General features: G+C 48.0%; 16 protein-coding genes and 1 pseudogene. 4 read left to right on the forward strand and 13 right to left on the reverse strand.

Annotation, left to right across the window (positions count from 1 at the left end):
- Positions 1-20: 20 nt before the first annotated feature.
- Together NYE74_RS23680 and NYE74_RS23685 are read right to left on the reverse strand one after the other, a co-directional pair.
- A complete protein-coding gene (locus tag NYE74_RS23680; RefSeq protein ID WP_051985545.1) occupies positions 21-389 on the reverse strand; it encodes an OsmC family protein in 369 nt (122 codons plus the stop codon).
- A gap of 26 nt (positions 390-415) precedes the next feature.
- Entirely contained in the window at positions 416-1,018 is a 603-nt protein-coding gene (locus tag NYE74_RS23685; protein WP_227872674.1) for a TetR/AcrR family transcriptional regulator, read from the reverse strand.
- A 190-nt stretch (positions 1,019-1,208) separates the two neighbouring features.
- Here NYE74_RS23685 and NYE74_RS23690 point away from each other — a divergent pair.
- Positions 1,209-1,434 (forward strand): annotated as a pseudogene (locus tag NYE74_RS23690) (TetR-like C-terminal domain-containing protein); the annotation flags it as partial.
- A gap of 59 nt (positions 1,435-1,493) precedes the next feature.
- Here NYE74_RS23690 and NYE74_RS23695 read toward each other — a convergent pair.
- From NYE74_RS23695 to NYE74_RS23710, 4 genes are read right to left on the reverse strand one after another with little or no spacing between them, the layout of a single operon-like run.
- Positions 1,494-2,588, reverse strand: coding sequence for a GerAB/ArcD/ProY family transporter (locus tag NYE74_RS23695; protein WP_227872644.1), 1,095 nt, complete (start codon positions 2,586-2,588; stop codon positions 1,494-1,496).
- 45 nt (positions 2,589-2,633) lie between these two features.
- Entirely contained in the window at positions 2,634-2,855 is a 222-nt protein-coding gene (locus NYE74_RS23700) for a hypothetical protein (protein ID WP_341005201.1), read from the reverse strand.
- Positions 2,852-4,057, reverse strand: a complete 1,206-nt coding sequence (locus NYE74_RS23705; RefSeq protein ID WP_036624024.1) for a Ger(x)C family spore germination protein — start codon at positions 4,055-4,057, stop codon at positions 2,852-2,854. The genes NYE74_RS23700 and NYE74_RS23705 overlap by 4 nt, the downstream gene beginning before the upstream one ends.
- 35 nt (positions 4,058-4,092) lie before the next feature.
- Positions 4,093-5,685: a spore germination protein gene (locus NYE74_RS23710; RefSeq protein WP_036624025.1), complete on the reverse strand. Its 1,593-nt coding sequence runs from the start codon at positions 5,683-5,685 to the stop codon at positions 4,093-4,095.
- 174 nt (positions 5,686-5,859) lie between these two features.
- On the opposite strand from NYE74_RS23710, the gene NYE74_RS23715 reads away from it, so the two are divergent.
- Positions 5,860-6,279 (forward strand): RrF2 family transcriptional regulator, encoded by a 420-nt coding sequence (locus NYE74_RS23715; RefSeq protein WP_036624026.1) that lies wholly within the window; start codon positions 5,860-5,862, stop codon positions 6,277-6,279.
- 100 nt (positions 6,280-6,379) lie between these two features.
- A complete protein-coding gene (locus NYE74_RS23720) occupies positions 6,380-6,688 on the forward strand; it encodes a hypothetical protein (protein WP_036624027.1) in 309 nt (102 codons plus the stop codon).
- Positions 6,689-6,812: 124 nt separating this feature from the next.
- Here the strand turns inward: NYE74_RS23720 and ptsP are convergent, their stop codons facing one another.
- The 7 genes from ptsP to NYE74_RS23755 form a co-directional block, all read right to left on the reverse strand.
- Positions 6,813-8,528 carry a phosphoenolpyruvate--protein phosphotransferase gene (gene ptsP, locus NYE74_RS23725; protein ID WP_036624028.1) on the reverse strand — a complete coding sequence of 572 codons (1,716 nt, stop codon included), beginning with the start codon at positions 8,526-8,528 and terminating at the stop codon, positions 6,813-6,815.
- Entirely contained in the window at positions 8,513-8,794 is a 282-nt protein-coding gene (locus NYE74_RS23730) for a phosphocarrier protein HPr (RefSeq protein ID WP_124331525.1), read from the reverse strand. The genes ptsP and NYE74_RS23730 overlap by 16 nt, the downstream gene beginning before the upstream one ends.
- Positions 8,795-8,897: 103 nt before the next feature.
- Positions 8,898-9,542: a YczE/YyaS/YitT family protein gene (locus tag NYE74_RS23735; protein ID WP_036624030.1), complete on the reverse strand. Its 645-nt coding sequence runs from the start codon at positions 9,540-9,542 to the stop codon at positions 8,898-8,900.
- Positions 9,539-10,978, reverse strand: coding sequence for a glycoside hydrolase family 1 protein (locus tag NYE74_RS23740; RefSeq protein WP_036624031.1), 1,440 nt, complete (start codon positions 10,976-10,978; stop codon positions 9,539-9,541). Before NYE74_RS23740 ends, NYE74_RS23735 begins: the two co-directional genes overlap by 4 nt.
- A gap of 18 nt (positions 10,979-10,996) precedes the next feature.
- Complete coding sequence (locus NYE74_RS23745; protein ID WP_036624032.1) at positions 10,997-11,341, reverse strand: PTS lactose/cellobiose transporter subunit IIA; 345 nt, start codon at positions 11,339-11,341, stop codon at positions 10,997-10,999.
- Positions 11,342-11,373: 32 nt separating this feature from the next.
- On the reverse strand, positions 11,374-12,603 hold the full coding sequence (locus NYE74_RS23750) for a PTS sugar transporter subunit IIC (protein WP_036624033.1): 1,230 nt from the start codon (positions 12,601-12,603) through the stop codon (positions 11,374-11,376).
- Positions 12,604-12,618: 15 nt separating this feature from the next.
- A complete protein-coding gene (locus NYE74_RS23755; protein ID WP_227872675.1) occupies positions 12,619-12,927 on the reverse strand; it encodes a PTS sugar transporter subunit IIB in 309 nt (102 codons plus the stop codon).
- A 194-nt stretch (positions 12,928-13,121) separates the two neighbouring features.
- Between NYE74_RS23755 and NYE74_RS23760 the strand changes: the two genes are divergently transcribed.
- Positions 13,122-15,026, forward strand: coding sequence for a BglG family transcription antiterminator (locus tag NYE74_RS23760; protein ID WP_124331526.1), 1,905 nt, complete (start codon positions 13,122-13,124; stop codon positions 15,024-15,026).

Genomic DNA, 15,026 nt, shown 5'->3' on the forward strand with positions numbered 1-15,026 from the left:
GAATATGAGCTTACCGCCCTTTATGCTTTTATTTCGTATTCAATCTCGGCGCCCCGTTTGATCGTATTGCCGATGGTGCAGATTCTGGAGGCTTGGGTAAGCAGCCTCTCCTTATAAGGCTCTTCCAAATAAAAAGGGAGCTCCACCTGTACGCGGAATTTCTCCACCCGCGGCGAGCCTGCCTGCGCTTTGAAAGGTTCGACTTCCACACGAAGCGCTTCGCCCGTGATTTCATCCTGTTCCAGGAGGCGAACCAGCGAGACGGCAATACACATGCCGAGGGCCTCGCACATAATATCCATCGGCGAAAATTCAGCGCCTTCCGGCGGTTTATAAGCATAATTGCTTGTCGTTCGATAGATGCTTCCGTCCCACGCAACAGTAATCAATGCTGTCCCTTCTTTCGTCCGGTTAACTAAATGCCCAGCAATCCAAAAAATTCGAACCTGGCCGTCTGGGCCGAAATTTCGTCCAACGTAATATCCGACAACGGCGACTCCGGAGCCTGGGGACCGAACAGCCATCTGGCGATCATCCCTTCAATAAGGCTCATCAGCATCGCCGCCCGCAGCTTCGGGTCGATGGTCTGCGGGAGCATCCCCAGTTCCATGGCCCGTTCTATGTTGCGCCGGAAAGCCTGCTCCATCTCGATGCGGGCCTCGCTCGCCGCCTGGCGGATCGCTTCGTCGGAAGCCCCGCTGCCCAGCAGCAGCTCCATCAGATACCGGTTCGCGCTGGCAAAACGGAACAGATTTTTCAAAAGGGCTTCGGATGCTTGAACCATATCAACCACCGTGCCCGAATGGGTCCGGTACCCCTGTGAAATCACCTTGGAAATTTCCTCGCGTCCATTGGCGATAATCTCCAGCGCGATGGCCTCTTTGCTTTTGAAATGCCAGTAGAAGGTGCCCTGCGCCACGCCCGCCTGACGCACGATATCCGATATTTTGGTTTTGTGATAACCATTTTTGGCGAATAATTCAACCGCGATACTCAGCAGTTCCCGCCTTCGTTCCATGCTTTTTCCTGAGTAAGCTTCCTCCGGCAACGCCATTCCTCCCGATTGACTCGTCAGTCAGTTTTTTTGTAATTAATCCTATCCAAAAACTATGAATTCGTCAATGGGAAATTCCCGTAAATGATTTACCGCCGGCTAGTCATATTGTTTTCCCTTCAGCATTGCTCTCCGGGAAGCCGGAAATGGACCAAGTTCAAAAGGAGATTTGTCTTTCCAAACAAAGTTGAAAGATTTTATGCGAAAAACACTGGTTGAAAATAATTCCGGCGTGCTTTTGAATGAAAAAGATCTGCTTGTTCCTGGCCATTACTTATCTTCTTACATTTCATCGGCTCTTATAGGGGTTATGCAACAATGGTATCCTATCAACTATAACCATTAATGGCCCCTACTTTGCGGCCGGTTTAATACAGTAAAGTGCGATGAGAAAAGGGGATTGTCCCCACATTATTGAACTTAATATTCTTTATCGACCTCATTCCCCTGCCGTTTTCCGCTTGCGCAGGCTGGCGACGGCCAGCAAAATCAGGGGGATCACCAGATTCGTCGTTAAGATATGAAACGGTACCGCCATCCTTACCATCTCGCCGAACACCGGGAAATTGGGCACATCCCAAATGCCGATGGCCAAGCTGAGCAGGGCGAGCGGAAACACGATCGGTTGGTAATCCGAAAGCTCAAAGCATTGAGCCAGGGAAAGCGAGGCGGCGTAGAGAAAGACGCCGACTTGCAGGAAATTTCCAATGACCCACATCGCCAGCAGCAAGGATTCCAAATTTTCCAGGAAAGTGCCGACGCCGATATAACGGAAGGCGACGAGCAGCGGGTACACTTTATTCCGCAGATCCGGCCCCAGCAGAAATAAGGCGATCAGGTTGGAATAAGTCAAAAACAAAACGATCATAGCCACTGAAATGTATCCCCATTTCCTCCCCTTCTCCGGATCGGTCAGGCTGGGCAGAAAAAAAGTCATCAGGAACAATTCGTTGAGCCAGCCCATCATAATAAATGACCCTTTCATGACCGGGGTTATCCCGTGGCTTAAAATCGGAAATATCGTTTTGGCATCCAGATCGGGGATCAGCAGCAATAGAAAAAACACAGGGAGAATAAACAGCGGCAAAAAAATGACGGTGCTCCGGGCCAGCATCTCCACCCCGCCGCGCACGGCGATCGCGCTCAGCAAGATCAGGGATCCCATTACGATCATGAGCGGAGTTTTAAATAAAAAATTGCCCGTGACAAATTCCGCGTACTGCCGGGTAACTCCCCCGGACGCATGCAGATTGTAGGTGATATAGACAAGGCCGATGATTTTTCCGGGAATTTTACCGAGAATCCGCCCGCTGTATTGAACGACCGTCTGCCCCGGAAAAAGCTCATGCAAGCGGGTCACGGTATATACGGCAATCAGACCTATCAAGGCGGCCGGTAAGCAGGTAAGCCAAAGATCGTTTTGGGCGTACTGGCCCGTGATGGTCGGCAATACCAGAAACCCGGAAGCCAGCACGGCCGGATACATCAGGAGCCCCATTTGAAAAGCCGAAATTTTTCCCTTTTCCAACATCATCGTTCACCTCGCCTTGGATCAATCCTGTGCAACAAAAAAGTTCGGTTATGGTTCTACCAGTCCCCGAAACGGTTTGAAAATGAACATAAGCGCCGTAGTGGGGCCCGGCGTATTGGGCAAATCGAACATGGACAGGACCCACACCAGGAGGAGCAGGAATGCGAATACGACTTTATCCCTTACCGGTTTTTCTTTCAGTTTCCGCCATTCGAGACGGGCGATCAGCAGCGCGGAGATTGTGACGACGAAGAAAAAAAACCATCTCATTTCTTTTTCACCTCTTCCTTCGGCAGCCCTTCCGGGGAGCTGATGAGTCCCGGCCTTAGAATCCTGGCTTCCACTTGCGGAATAACTATAACTTTGGAAAATTGCTCGTCCCAGCGGTCCTGAACTTTTTCCCATTGTTTGGGATATTTACGGTGGAATACTTTGGCGAACTCAAAAATGTCGGCTTTGTGTTTCCGCTGAACCTCATCGAACGCCAACTCGATCCGTTCTTTTACATCCTCCTCGAATCCCTTGCTCATCTCTTTGAGCAATTTCGGGTTCATAGGGTCCATCGGAGTGCCGTTCCGAATGATATCTCCGTGCGTCTTCACCCGGACGAACATCTTCCAGGTGTCTCCTTCAATTTTGGGAATCAGCTTGATTTTGGCTTTCACCGGTTTTAACGACACCAATCCTTCCGCTCCCTTCGCTTCAAACACCAACGTGTATTCTCCAATTTCATTTCTGAGCCACATGATGCCCCTGGTGACCTTTTCGGAAATTTCCCCAACCATTTTGTCTTCCTTGAACACGGCGCCTCCCAGCAAGTAAGGAATCGTTTGAAACGGCTCGGCGGATTTGGCTTTCGGCAGGATGTGAATCATCGGCAGCACAGCCGCGCGTGAATCCCCGGATAACATTAGGCTTAGTTGGTGCATCGTGACGCGCATACCGCTCTCCAGATCAGCCAGCTTCCGCAGCACCTGGGCCGAAGAATTTTCGCTCGGCGGAAACAGCTCGAGCGTTTTCTCCGCCTCTCCTTTGCTGACGAACATATAAGCCCGTTCCCGCGACGAAGGAAAACGGACCAGAAAATCGAGATGTTCCCGGATTCCTGCCTTGGCCGCGGACTCGCTGAAAATAAACACTCTGCATTGCCCCCAAAACATCTTTCTGGGAATTTCCCGCTGCAGCTTGGACAAAGCATCGGTGATATCCCGGCCCATCTCCGTACGGATGGATGTCCGTTTTGAAGCGCCGCCCCCTGCTGCGCCGCCTCCCGTCATCCCCCCTCCCGACTGATTCTGCGGCAGGATAAATTGCACGGTTGCCCGAACCTGATTGTTCTCCGCCTGATCGATAGCGAGCGCGGTAACCAGGGCCAAATCGTTCAGCTCCGTACGGTCCCAGCATCCCCCCAAACAAAGCAGCAGCGGAAGGAAAGCCGCCATCTTTATCCATGTTTTGATCGATGTCTTCATCCATCCGATTCTCCTTTGCCGGGCGCTTGTTTTGATTACTCAGCGTCGTCCCCTCGGATAGGGCCGGGCCTTTGGCCGGATGACTGCCGGTATTTGTCATATTTTCCCGTAAAGCGCGGACGCGTGTTCATCTTCCAGCGGGGCGCCCTGACCAGAACATCCTTCCATTCGTTTGGATGGGGAGCGGCCACTTCGGACAAGTAGGGGACGCCGAAGGAGCGCAAGCTGAGCATATGCAGAACAACCGCGATGATCCCCATCACAACGCCGACAAGGCCCAAACTTCCGGCCAGAAAAATCAAGGGAAACCGCAGCATCCGCACGGAAATTCCGGCGATATAACGGGGTACCATAAATGAAGAAATTCCCGTAATCGCGACCACGATCACCATCGGCGCGGACACGAGCCCGGCTTGGACCGCCGCCTGGCCGATAACCAGCGCCCCGACGATGCTGACAGCGGCGCCAACCTGCTTGGGGAGCCTCACCCCCGCTTCGCGCAGCGCTTCAAAAGTGATCTCCATCAGCAAAGCCTCGATCAACGCCGGAAAAGGCACCTGCTCCCGGGAACTGGCCATACTGATCAACAGAGCACCGGGGACCATCTCTTGATGAAAGGTAAGCACCGCCACATATACCGATGGAAGCACGAGCGAGATGACGATAAAGGCATAGCGCAGCCAGCGGATAACTGTAGAGATCAGATAACGCTGATAATAGTCTTCCTGCGACTGAATCAACGAGAAAAACGTTGTCGGGGCGATCAAGGTAAACGGCGTTCCCTCCGTTAAAATCGCCACTTTCCCTTCCAGCAAACTGCTGCAAACCACATCAGGACGTTCCGTGCTGAGCAACTGCGGGAAAGGAGAGTAAGGCTGATCTTCAATCATTTCTTCGATATACCCGCTTTCCAGAACGCCGTCGATCTCAATGCGCCGCAGCCGGGTCCGCACTTCTTTGATCAACGTCTCATCCGCAAGTCCTTCAATATAGGCCAGAATAATATTGGTTTGGGTGTATTCGCCGATTTTCGTCTCTTCCATTTTCAGCAGCGGGGTTTTGATAATCCGCCGCAATTGCGAGGTATTGGTGCGCAAGGATTCGGTAAAGCCTTGGCGCGGCCCGCGAATCCCCACTTCCGCAGAAGGCTCCTCGATCGAGCGTTTCTCCCATTTCGTCAGCCCTAAGCCAATGCCGGCGTCCTGGTTGTCGCAAAGCAGGATGGCGTTTCCGTTCACAAGAAGTTCGACGCCTTTCTCAAACGTCGTAAATTCTTTCACTTGCGAAGCCGATATTTTACGGTCGATAAGCTGCCTTAAATCCTTGTTGTCATCGGCTTCCGCCAGCATGAGCGGGGCTATGACGAACCGCTCGATCCCTTCGGAATCGGCTAACCCGTCTATGTACATTACCAGAGCCTGGGTTTTGCCGCCGATCAGAAAGGAACGGTAAATGACGTCCGCACAATTGTCATAAAGCGAACGAAGTTGGTCTTCGTTTTGCCGCAGACCCGGATAAAGCCGCTGCGGCTGCGAATTCCGGCTGCTTTCCTGGGGAGCGGAATGACTCCGGTCCCGGTTTGTTTTCGTCCGTTTGGTCAAGCCTTTGAGCAGGCGGCGTCCTCTCATGGAGACGAAATCCTTTCAAAAAAATATGGTTTATTTAGATAAATTCACCAATTGGATTCCAATTTATTCGCAGGCGTATCAAAAGGCCATGCCTGCCAAAGGCGGGACATGCGGGACGGCTTCATGGCCTTGGCAACGAAAATGTAATTTTATATATTACATTTGGTGATGAAAATGAACAGCGATTTCGTAGTGGCCGTGCATAGCCTTGTATTTTTGGCGTATGCGCCCACCAGTTTGAGAACAAGCGACAATATTGCCAAGAGCGTAGCGATCCATCCCGTTCGCGTCCGTAAAGTACTGTCCATGCTTAGAAAGCATGGATATATTCAATCGAAGCAGGGGGCGCATGGCGGGTTTTACCTCGCCGACGATCCTCGGACCATCACATTGGACAAATTGTACGCTTTGACCTCGGGAGGGCCACTGAAGCCGAAATGGCCCAATTCGGATCAGAAATGCATGATTGGAAACAATATTGAGCGGGCCATGGATGATATTTTCGAATCGACCGAACATCAGGTCTTGGCTCTCCTTGTTGGATACACGATCGCGGATGTGCTGGAACGGATAGAAAAACGGGCTTACAGCTAGCCGTTTTTTTCACCATAAATTGTATCTTTTTTATTACATTTAATTCTTCATTCGTTTTAATGTAACAAAAAATATTACATTAACTTAAGGAGGTCTTCTCGTGTCTTTACGTTCAACAAAAGCCGTTTCCTTCTGGTTTGTCGCTTACGCTCTGCTCATGATTATGATGGGCGCCAATATCCCCGCACCGCTTTACAGCCTGTACGGGGAAATGCGGGGTAGCTTTTATGCCGTCACTTATTTGGGGGCTGGTCTTCCCGTGCTGATCCTCGGCTTTGGGGCCGAACGAATCGGCTTCCTCCCGGCGATTCTGATTTATTCGGGGCTTGTCGTCATCGCCGCCATTGCGCTGGCCGGAATCGTTCATCGCTATTTTACCCGCGGCAATTATGCTGCGCAGGATGCTTAAGAAAAACATCTATCGACGTAATTTCATGGAACCCAGATCGCGTTCGATAATCTAAAAAAAGGCGGTCCTGCCGAAATATCCGGCAGGATCGCCTTTCAAGTTTAACCCAATGCTGCAATCATTATCAATTAAAGGTCCTTTTTACAAACTCAATCACTTCTTCCGACGTTTTCATGGATAGAACGGCCTCTTTCACGCTTTTTGCATGTTCACTTGACAGATCTTTGATTTGCGCGCGTACCGGAAGAATGGATGTTGCACTCATCGAGAACTCATCAAGTCCCAGGCTAAGCAATAAAGGAATGGCGATCGGATCGCCGGCCATTTCCCCGCACATGCCGACCCACTTGCCTTCTTGGTGCGCCGCATCACTGACCCTTGAAATCAGACGTAAAATCGCGGGATTGCAGGGTTGATACAGGTAAGCTACGCGTCCATTCATGCGATCGGCGGCCATGGTATATTGGATCAAATCATTGGTGCCAATGCTGAAGAAGTCAACCTCCTTGGCAAATTGATCGGCCATGACAGCGGTGGACGGTATTTCCACCATCATGCCGATTTCAATTTGATCCGCGGCTTTGACGCCTTCTGCCGCCAGCTTTTCTTTTTCTTCCAAAAGAATGGCTTTGGCTTCCCTAAATTCAGAAACGGTTGCAATCATAGGGAACATGATCTTCAAATTGCCATAGACGCTGGCCCGTAATAAAGCACGTAATTGGGTACGGAAAATCGTCTGCTCTTCCAAGCATAAACGAATCGCTCTAAAGCCCAAAAACGGATTCATTTCCTTGGGCAGCTTCAAGTAAGGCAGCTCTTTATCGCCGCCAATGTCCAGCGTACGGACAACCACCGGCTTCCCTTCCATTTTTTCCAGAACGGTTTTATAAGCGGTAAACTGCTCTGCCTCTGTCGGAAGCCGGTCTCTGCCCATGTAAAGGAACTCCGTACGGTAAAGTCCGACCGCTTCTGCTCCGTTTTCTAGCACGCTTTTCACGTCAGCCGGCGTGCCGATGTTTGCGGCCAGCTCCACATGCACGCCATCTTTCGTTACCGTCGGCTCATGAACCAATTTGGCCCACTGCGCTTTTTGCGTTTCGTAGTTTGCTTTTTTCGCTTCATATTGGGCAATGATTTCTGATGATGGGTCGATGATGACATCGCCCTCTAAACCATCAACGATCACCATTACACCATGTTCAATCCTGGACACGGCTTGTTTTGTGCCGACGACAGCCGGGATTTCCATGGAGCGGGCCATGATCGCCGAATGGGAAGTACGGCCGCCGATATCTGTTGCAAAACCTTTCACATACCGGCGATTTAACTGCGCGGTATCGGAAGGCGTCAAATCCTCGGCGATGATGACGACTTCTTCGGAAATCAAGCTTGGATCGGGAATTTGCACGCCTAATAAATGCGCGGTCACCCGATTCGTTACATCGCGGATGTCTTTGGCGCGTTCCCGCATATATTCGTTATCCATCGATTCTAGCATGGAAACAAATCTGTCGGCTGATTCTTTTAAGGCAAATTCCGCGTTCACGCCTTCCGTGCTTATCCGATCGAAAACCGGATTTAATAGTTCCGGGTCGTTTAATACTAATAAATGAGCGGCGAGAATTTCCGCTTTATCAGCACCCAACTCACGGTTTACGTATTCTTTAATTTTTTCAAGCTCCGCCTTTGATTGGCTAATGGCCTGCTCCAATCGCCGTTTTTCGGCGTCCCTGTCTCCGATGTTCTTGTTTACGATTTTAAGCTCCGGCTCCTCCAGGCGGTAGGCTTTGGCGATCGCTATACCGGCTGAAGCGCCGATGCCTTTCAGATGACTTCGCATGGTTCGCCAAGCCCTTCGTTTTTCAAAGCTTCTTCAATCCCTTGGATCGCCTGATCCGCATCGGAACCGGCCGCAGCAATTTGAATTTGCGCTCCTTGCGGAATACCCAAAGACATCACGCCCACAATCGATTTTAGGTTTACGGATCGGCCGTTATATTCGATGTTCACCTCGGCATCAAACTGGCTTGCGGCTTGAACCAAAGTTGAAGCCGGACGTGTGTGTATTCCCAGCTCGTCAATGACTGTAAATGTTTTTCTTACCATAGTTTCTATCTCCTCTCCTCCTCTATATAGGTTGAACTAATGATTGCATGTAATGGGGGGCCGCGTGAAATATGCTTACGATCGCTCTTGAATTACCGCCTTTTCATCCGTTCAACTTATATCGCCTTCCAAATTTAAATAGCAACTTTTCAAGCAGCAAAGTTCCCGGCCCCGTTAAAGCAAACGCTATAACCGTTCCGATCCCCACGATCCCGCCGAACAAGAATCCGGCGCTTAAAAAGATCGCGTCTACACCGATTCTACCAAGATCATACCTGATTCCGAACTTTGCTTCCGTATATCGCAAAATCGCGTCTAAGGCGTACATGCCATTGCCAAAATTCATCAACAACACATAAGTCATGGAGAAACAAAAATTAGCCAGGATGACGATGACGATTTTGCCTACTAGCGATAAATCCGCCAGCTCCAGATTGGCAATAAACGGATGAATCCAATTAATAAAAGGCCCAATCAAAAAGGAATACATGATGGAAGAAAAGCCGATCGATTTGCGATTCAGCAGTAGCCCCGCAGCCAGAAATACAATACTTACGCTAAAGCTGGCAAGACCGACGCTGACTCCGAGGCTTTTATGCAGTCCATCCAACAAAACCGTCAGTGTATCGGATCCGATATTGCACTCGATAAATAAATTAACGGCTAGGGCGCTTAACATCGTGGCAACGACCACAATGATCAAACGCCCGCCAAATTTCCCAAGGGCCGGGAGATAACGCAACCTCAATCCAAGTCTTCTCCATTGGAAGCGATCACTTTTTGCATCCAGTAAAAGCTGTCTTTCCGGAGGCGCTTTTTACTGCCCTTGCCGTAATCATCCTGGTCCACGTAAATAAATCCGTAGCGTTTGCTCATTTCCGAGGAAGAACAACTTACAATATCAATCGGCCCCCATGCATAATAACCTCGTAAATCTACCCCGTCTTTAATGGCCTCTTTCATTTGCTCAATATGGGCCCGGTAATAGTCAATACGATAGGAATCATGGATGGAACCGTCCTCTTCCAATGTGTCATGGTAGCCGATCCCGTTTTCCGTGATATAAATCGGACACTGGTACCGGTCATAGAACAGGTTCAGCATGGTGCGAAGCCCGAGCGGATCAATCGTCCATCCCCAAGGGTTGGCCGGAAGTTCAAAATTGCGGTAAGGACCTGTTTTGTTTTTCATGCTCTCTTCATCGACAATACGAGTGTAGTAATAGGAGAACGACATAAAGTCGGCCGTATGCTTCAACGCTTCTTCGTCGCCCTCCGCAAATTCCACGGTAATGTTGTTGTCGCGGAAATAGCGGAACGCGTAACCGGGATAATATCCGCGCAGCAACACATCGGAGAAGAAGTACTCCATTTGATTATTGCGAACGGCAGCGAAGACATCTTCCGGTTTGCAGGTCGCCGGATAGGCCGGCCCCCCGCAGAGCATCATTCCGATCTGTAAATTAGGATCCAGGCTTTTGGCATATTTCGTGACCAGACCGCAAGCCACAAATTCATGATGTACACCTTGATATTTGGCGGAGGTTAAATCATCCACTACATCTTCCGCAATGCCCAGATGGTTAAAGGATTCGTGAACAATTAAATTGATTTGGTTAATGATAATCCAGTACTTTACTTTTTTATGGTAACGATCCAGAATGACTTGGCTAAAGCGGACGAAGAAATCGATCATTTCTCTGGAGTACCACCCTTTATAAGCCAGGGTCAAATGCAGCGGCATTTCATAGTGGGACAGGGTGATCATCGGCTCCATCCCGTTCGCAATAATTTCGTCGATCAGGTTATCGTAAAATTTCAAACCTTCTTCATTCGGTTCCGCTTCGTCGCCATTTGGAAAAATTCTTGTCCAATTGATCGAGGTGCGGAAGGTTTTTAGTCCAAGTTCGCTGAGCATTTTCAGGTCTTCTTTATAAGTGTGATAGAAATCGATGCCCCAACGTTTCGGGAAAACGCGGTCCTCGCTTTGCATCGCTTCCTTAACATAGTCCGTCGTCAGTTCTAAATTGTACTTTTTATCTAAAGGAACTTTATCCGTAAATTCATTAATATCCGCAACGCTTAACCCTTTTCCGTTCACATTGTAAGCCCCTTCCGCCTGATTGGCGGCGATGGCTCCTCCCCATAAAAAATCGGCCGGAAATCCTGATGGAATGTTCTTCATTTTGCTTACTTCCTCTCTTTATTTATTGATTTCTAATTGGCTCAGCCTCTGATCAAAGCGCTCGAAAATGTCAATCAGCCGCTTGGCCATATTTATTTCACTATAAATCGTCATGAGCGTGTCTTGCGCATGGGCAAATAAAACCGAATACTCTCCTTGTTCGCCTTCCGTTTCTTTTTGAATGCAGTTCGTTTGCACGCGATGGGCAATCACAATTTCGTCGTTGGCTAATTTCATCTTCTCCTTCGCTCCGGCGAAGTCGCTGTTTTCAATATCTTTTAAAGCTTCCGTACAATGCTTTCTTGCTTCCCCGGCGTGCAAAATGATTTGCATCGCCTGTTGAGCTACTTGTTCCGAAGTCATAATAAAATCTCCTTTATAGAGGTGTTAATCGTTTAATTGGTTTGCGGTGATTCTTTTTCAAGTTCTTGTTTTTCGTAGGTTTTGAAAAATGGGTACCAAATCAGCGTAGCTACCCCGACGCAGATGAGCATCAAAATCATGCCTGTGATCGTTCCTGTCGTAATCCACGTGGAGATGGGAAATGGAGCGTACCACAGATCGAAGATCACTTTCGGGATGGAGCCGAAAGGAATGACTTTGGTCCCGATCCAAACGAGCGCCGGCAAGATAATCCCTATGATCCACATCGGCAGCATCAATAAGGGGTTCCATACGATCGAACCGAATACCAAAGGCTCGTTGATATTAAAGATGGCGGGTATAAAGCTTGCCCGGCCCAGCGCTTTTAGCTTGGTGCTTTTAGAGAACGCGTGCATAATAACCAGAGGTAACGTACAGCCCACGCCGCCTACAAACAAGTATGCGGAAAAAATTGTTTCGGCCGTGACGAGATTATGCGCCCCCATGGTCGCGTTGGCGGTAATGGCCGCCAGAAAAATCGGTTTGGTGACCGGGGTTAACACCCAACTGGAGATCCCCATGGAATACAGGAAACAGTAAATAAATATGATCAGCATGAATCCCCAAGGCGTCTCTACTACATTTGCCAACGGCATAAAAATATTCAAAATGATGTTGTAGATATCCACATGAACGATATCGACCAATACCCAAGCCGCAACCAAAGTGATTCCGATAGGCAGCATAGAGTCAAACCAGGCTCTGACAAAGTCCGGGATGACGGACTCTTCTTTGAAAAAAGAGAATTTTCCAAAAAGACTCATGATATATCCGGTGAAAAGAGCGGCGATGATGGCAACGAACATGCCCCCGGTTCCCAAAGAACTATGGGAAAAACCAACCGCGCCGTCTTTAACGACCTGGGGAGTAATGATGATCAAGAAAACGATCAAACTGGTGCAACCGGCGATAAAACGCTGCTTTCTTAACTTCTTTTTCTCCATCAAATTGAATGGAATCAGGAATGAAACGAGCAGCGAAAGCATGCCCATCGTCCATCCGAACGGAACCCAAAAATTAGGGTAGTTTTTGATTTGATAAACATCGCCGGGGATGGTGAGCAGGCAAAATACCGATCCCAGAAGAATGAAAGGCAACAGTTGCATGACGGAATCCTTCAGCGTGACGATCCATACATTGTTATTTACTTTATTCATCTTCGGAGAAAAGTCGTTTTTCAGCCATTCCATTAATTTGTTCATTGTCTTATCCCCTTTTTAGCTGTTCAACTCGCTCAGCAAATCATCTAAAGCCGCTTCCCCATCCAACGTGGAATAATAAGAAGGCTTCATTAAGAGCACTTTGACATCGGTGTCTTTGGTAAGCTCGTTGATATCATCCATGATATAGGCCAAGTGTGGGCCGACTAATAAAGCATCGATATCATGAATGTAATTTTCGATTTCCGCTTCCCCTCTGGCTTTGATATCCATATTCAAGTTTCTTTTTTTAGCGGCTTTGCGAATATTGGCAGCCATAAAACCGGAGCTTGCTCCCGACCCGCAGATTAATAACACGTTTACCATTTCGCCTGCATTTGCCATGGTAATCCTCCTCGCTTTTGTCTAAGATTAAAGAAAGTATAAGTTTTCAATGTTTTTCCCATAATCGTAGTTGACAGCGCTATCATCTACAACCAAACTATATTACAAACCCGAAACCGGTCTCAAATAAATAACTGCACCCCTATGGTGCAACATTTTGAAGTGAGGAATCGCCTATGAAAATGCAGTATATCGATTTAATTCAATATTTAAGCTCTTGTAACCACTGGATTTCGTCGCAAAGCTTGGCGGACAAGTACGGCGTGTCCAAACGCACCATCAAATCTTATATAAGCGAGATCAATGCTATTCACCATGGGTTAATCCTATCGTCGAATAAAGGTTATAAAGTCGATACGGATCAGGTGAATACTTTTCTGGCCAACGAACAAAAAGCTATCCCGCAAACGCAATCCGAACGAATCGCTTATATTCTGAAAAAACTGGTGCACACGAGTCAGCCTATTTCCATTTATGATTTAAGCGACGCTCTGTTTATCAGCGAGTCCACGCTAAGGCTGGATTTAAAGCTGATTAAGGAAAAGCTGGCCAAAAACAACCTGGAATTGAGTTTGGTGAAGGATCATTTAAGTTTGCGCGGCAAAGAAAAGGACAAGCGCAAACTCATGAGCAGCATTTTGTACGAGGAAGCCGACGGAAGCTTTATCGACATCGATAAAATCAAAAGGTTTTATCATGAATTAAATGTGGACTACATCCGGAAAGCCGTGGTTGAAACCTTTTCTTCCCATCACTTTTTCACCAATGATTTTTATTTAACCAATGTGATCATCCACATCACGATTGCGCTGGACAGAATGAAACATGATTCTCAGTTTTTAAATAAGACCGTAAATTATCATACCGACAACACCGCACATCAAATCGCCAAGGAAATCGCCTTTAAATTGGAATCCTATTTTCACGTCCAATATTCGGAAGAGGAAATCGCCGATTTGGCGCTCTTGATTTCGTGTAACGGAACAAACGTCAACTTTACGCAAATTGAAGTCAGCGACCTGGAACGGATTGCCGGGAAAGACTGTATCGAGTTGGTTAGCGAAATCGCCTCCGACTTGGATAAGTATTACTATATCAGTATTGCCGATGCCGATTTTATTACGCGTTTTACGCTGCATGTGAAAAATTTGTTGATGCGTTTAAAAAACAACCATTCAACGAAAAATCCGCTAACCAATACGATTAAAAGGGAATGCCCGCTTATTTACGATTGCGCCGTGCACGCTTCCCATGTGATTAAAGAAAAAACGGGCTATCGGATCAGCGACGATGAAATCGCCTATTTGGCTTTTCACCTCGGGTATGCAATTGAATTGCAGCGGCAAACGAACGTAAAAATCTCGTGCACGGTGCTGTTTCCGCTCTACTACAACATGAACGTGCAGATGATCAATAAATTGCAGCAGTATTTTTGCAACGATATATCGATTCATTCGATTGTCACGGACGAAAGCGATTTGAATTATGCTTCCAGCGATTTTATCATTTCTACCGCCCAATTGCACAAAATTCCGGAAATCCCGTATGTCGTGATCACTCCGTTTTTTATTGAAGGCGACCGGGAAAAAGTGTCGGACAAAATCTTTGAGTTAAAAGAGCAAAAAAAGAAAAATCAATTTAAGTACCATCTAAAATCTTTTTTGGACGAAAGGCATTTCTGCAGCTCCACGGCTAGGTCCGGGAAAGAGGAAGTTTTACGGTTTATCTGTCAAACGATGAACCGGGACGGCTATACGGACGAGGATTTTTTCGCCAAAATCATGGAACGGGAAGCGATGTCCTCTACCGCGTTCGGACAAGTGGCCCTTCCGCATGCGATCAAAATGGAATCCCGCAAAACGGGCATGTTCATTTATTTGAATCCGAACGGGATTAAATGGGATGCTTCCACCGTGAAAATTGTGTTATTGATCACCGTCAGCGGAGAGGATCGAAAAATATTCCGCGACGTATTCGATGCGCTCGCCACCATATTGACGGACGACAAAAATGTGAATCTGCTGTCATCCCTGGAGCACTTCGATGATTTTATCAATCAACTGATCGCCTGCTGGGAGTAA

Source organism: Paenibacillus sp. FSL P4-0127 (genome assembly GCF_038007325.1).
Classification (GTDB): Bacteria; Bacillota; Bacilli; order Paenibacillales; family Paenibacillaceae; genus Fontibacillus; species Fontibacillus macerans.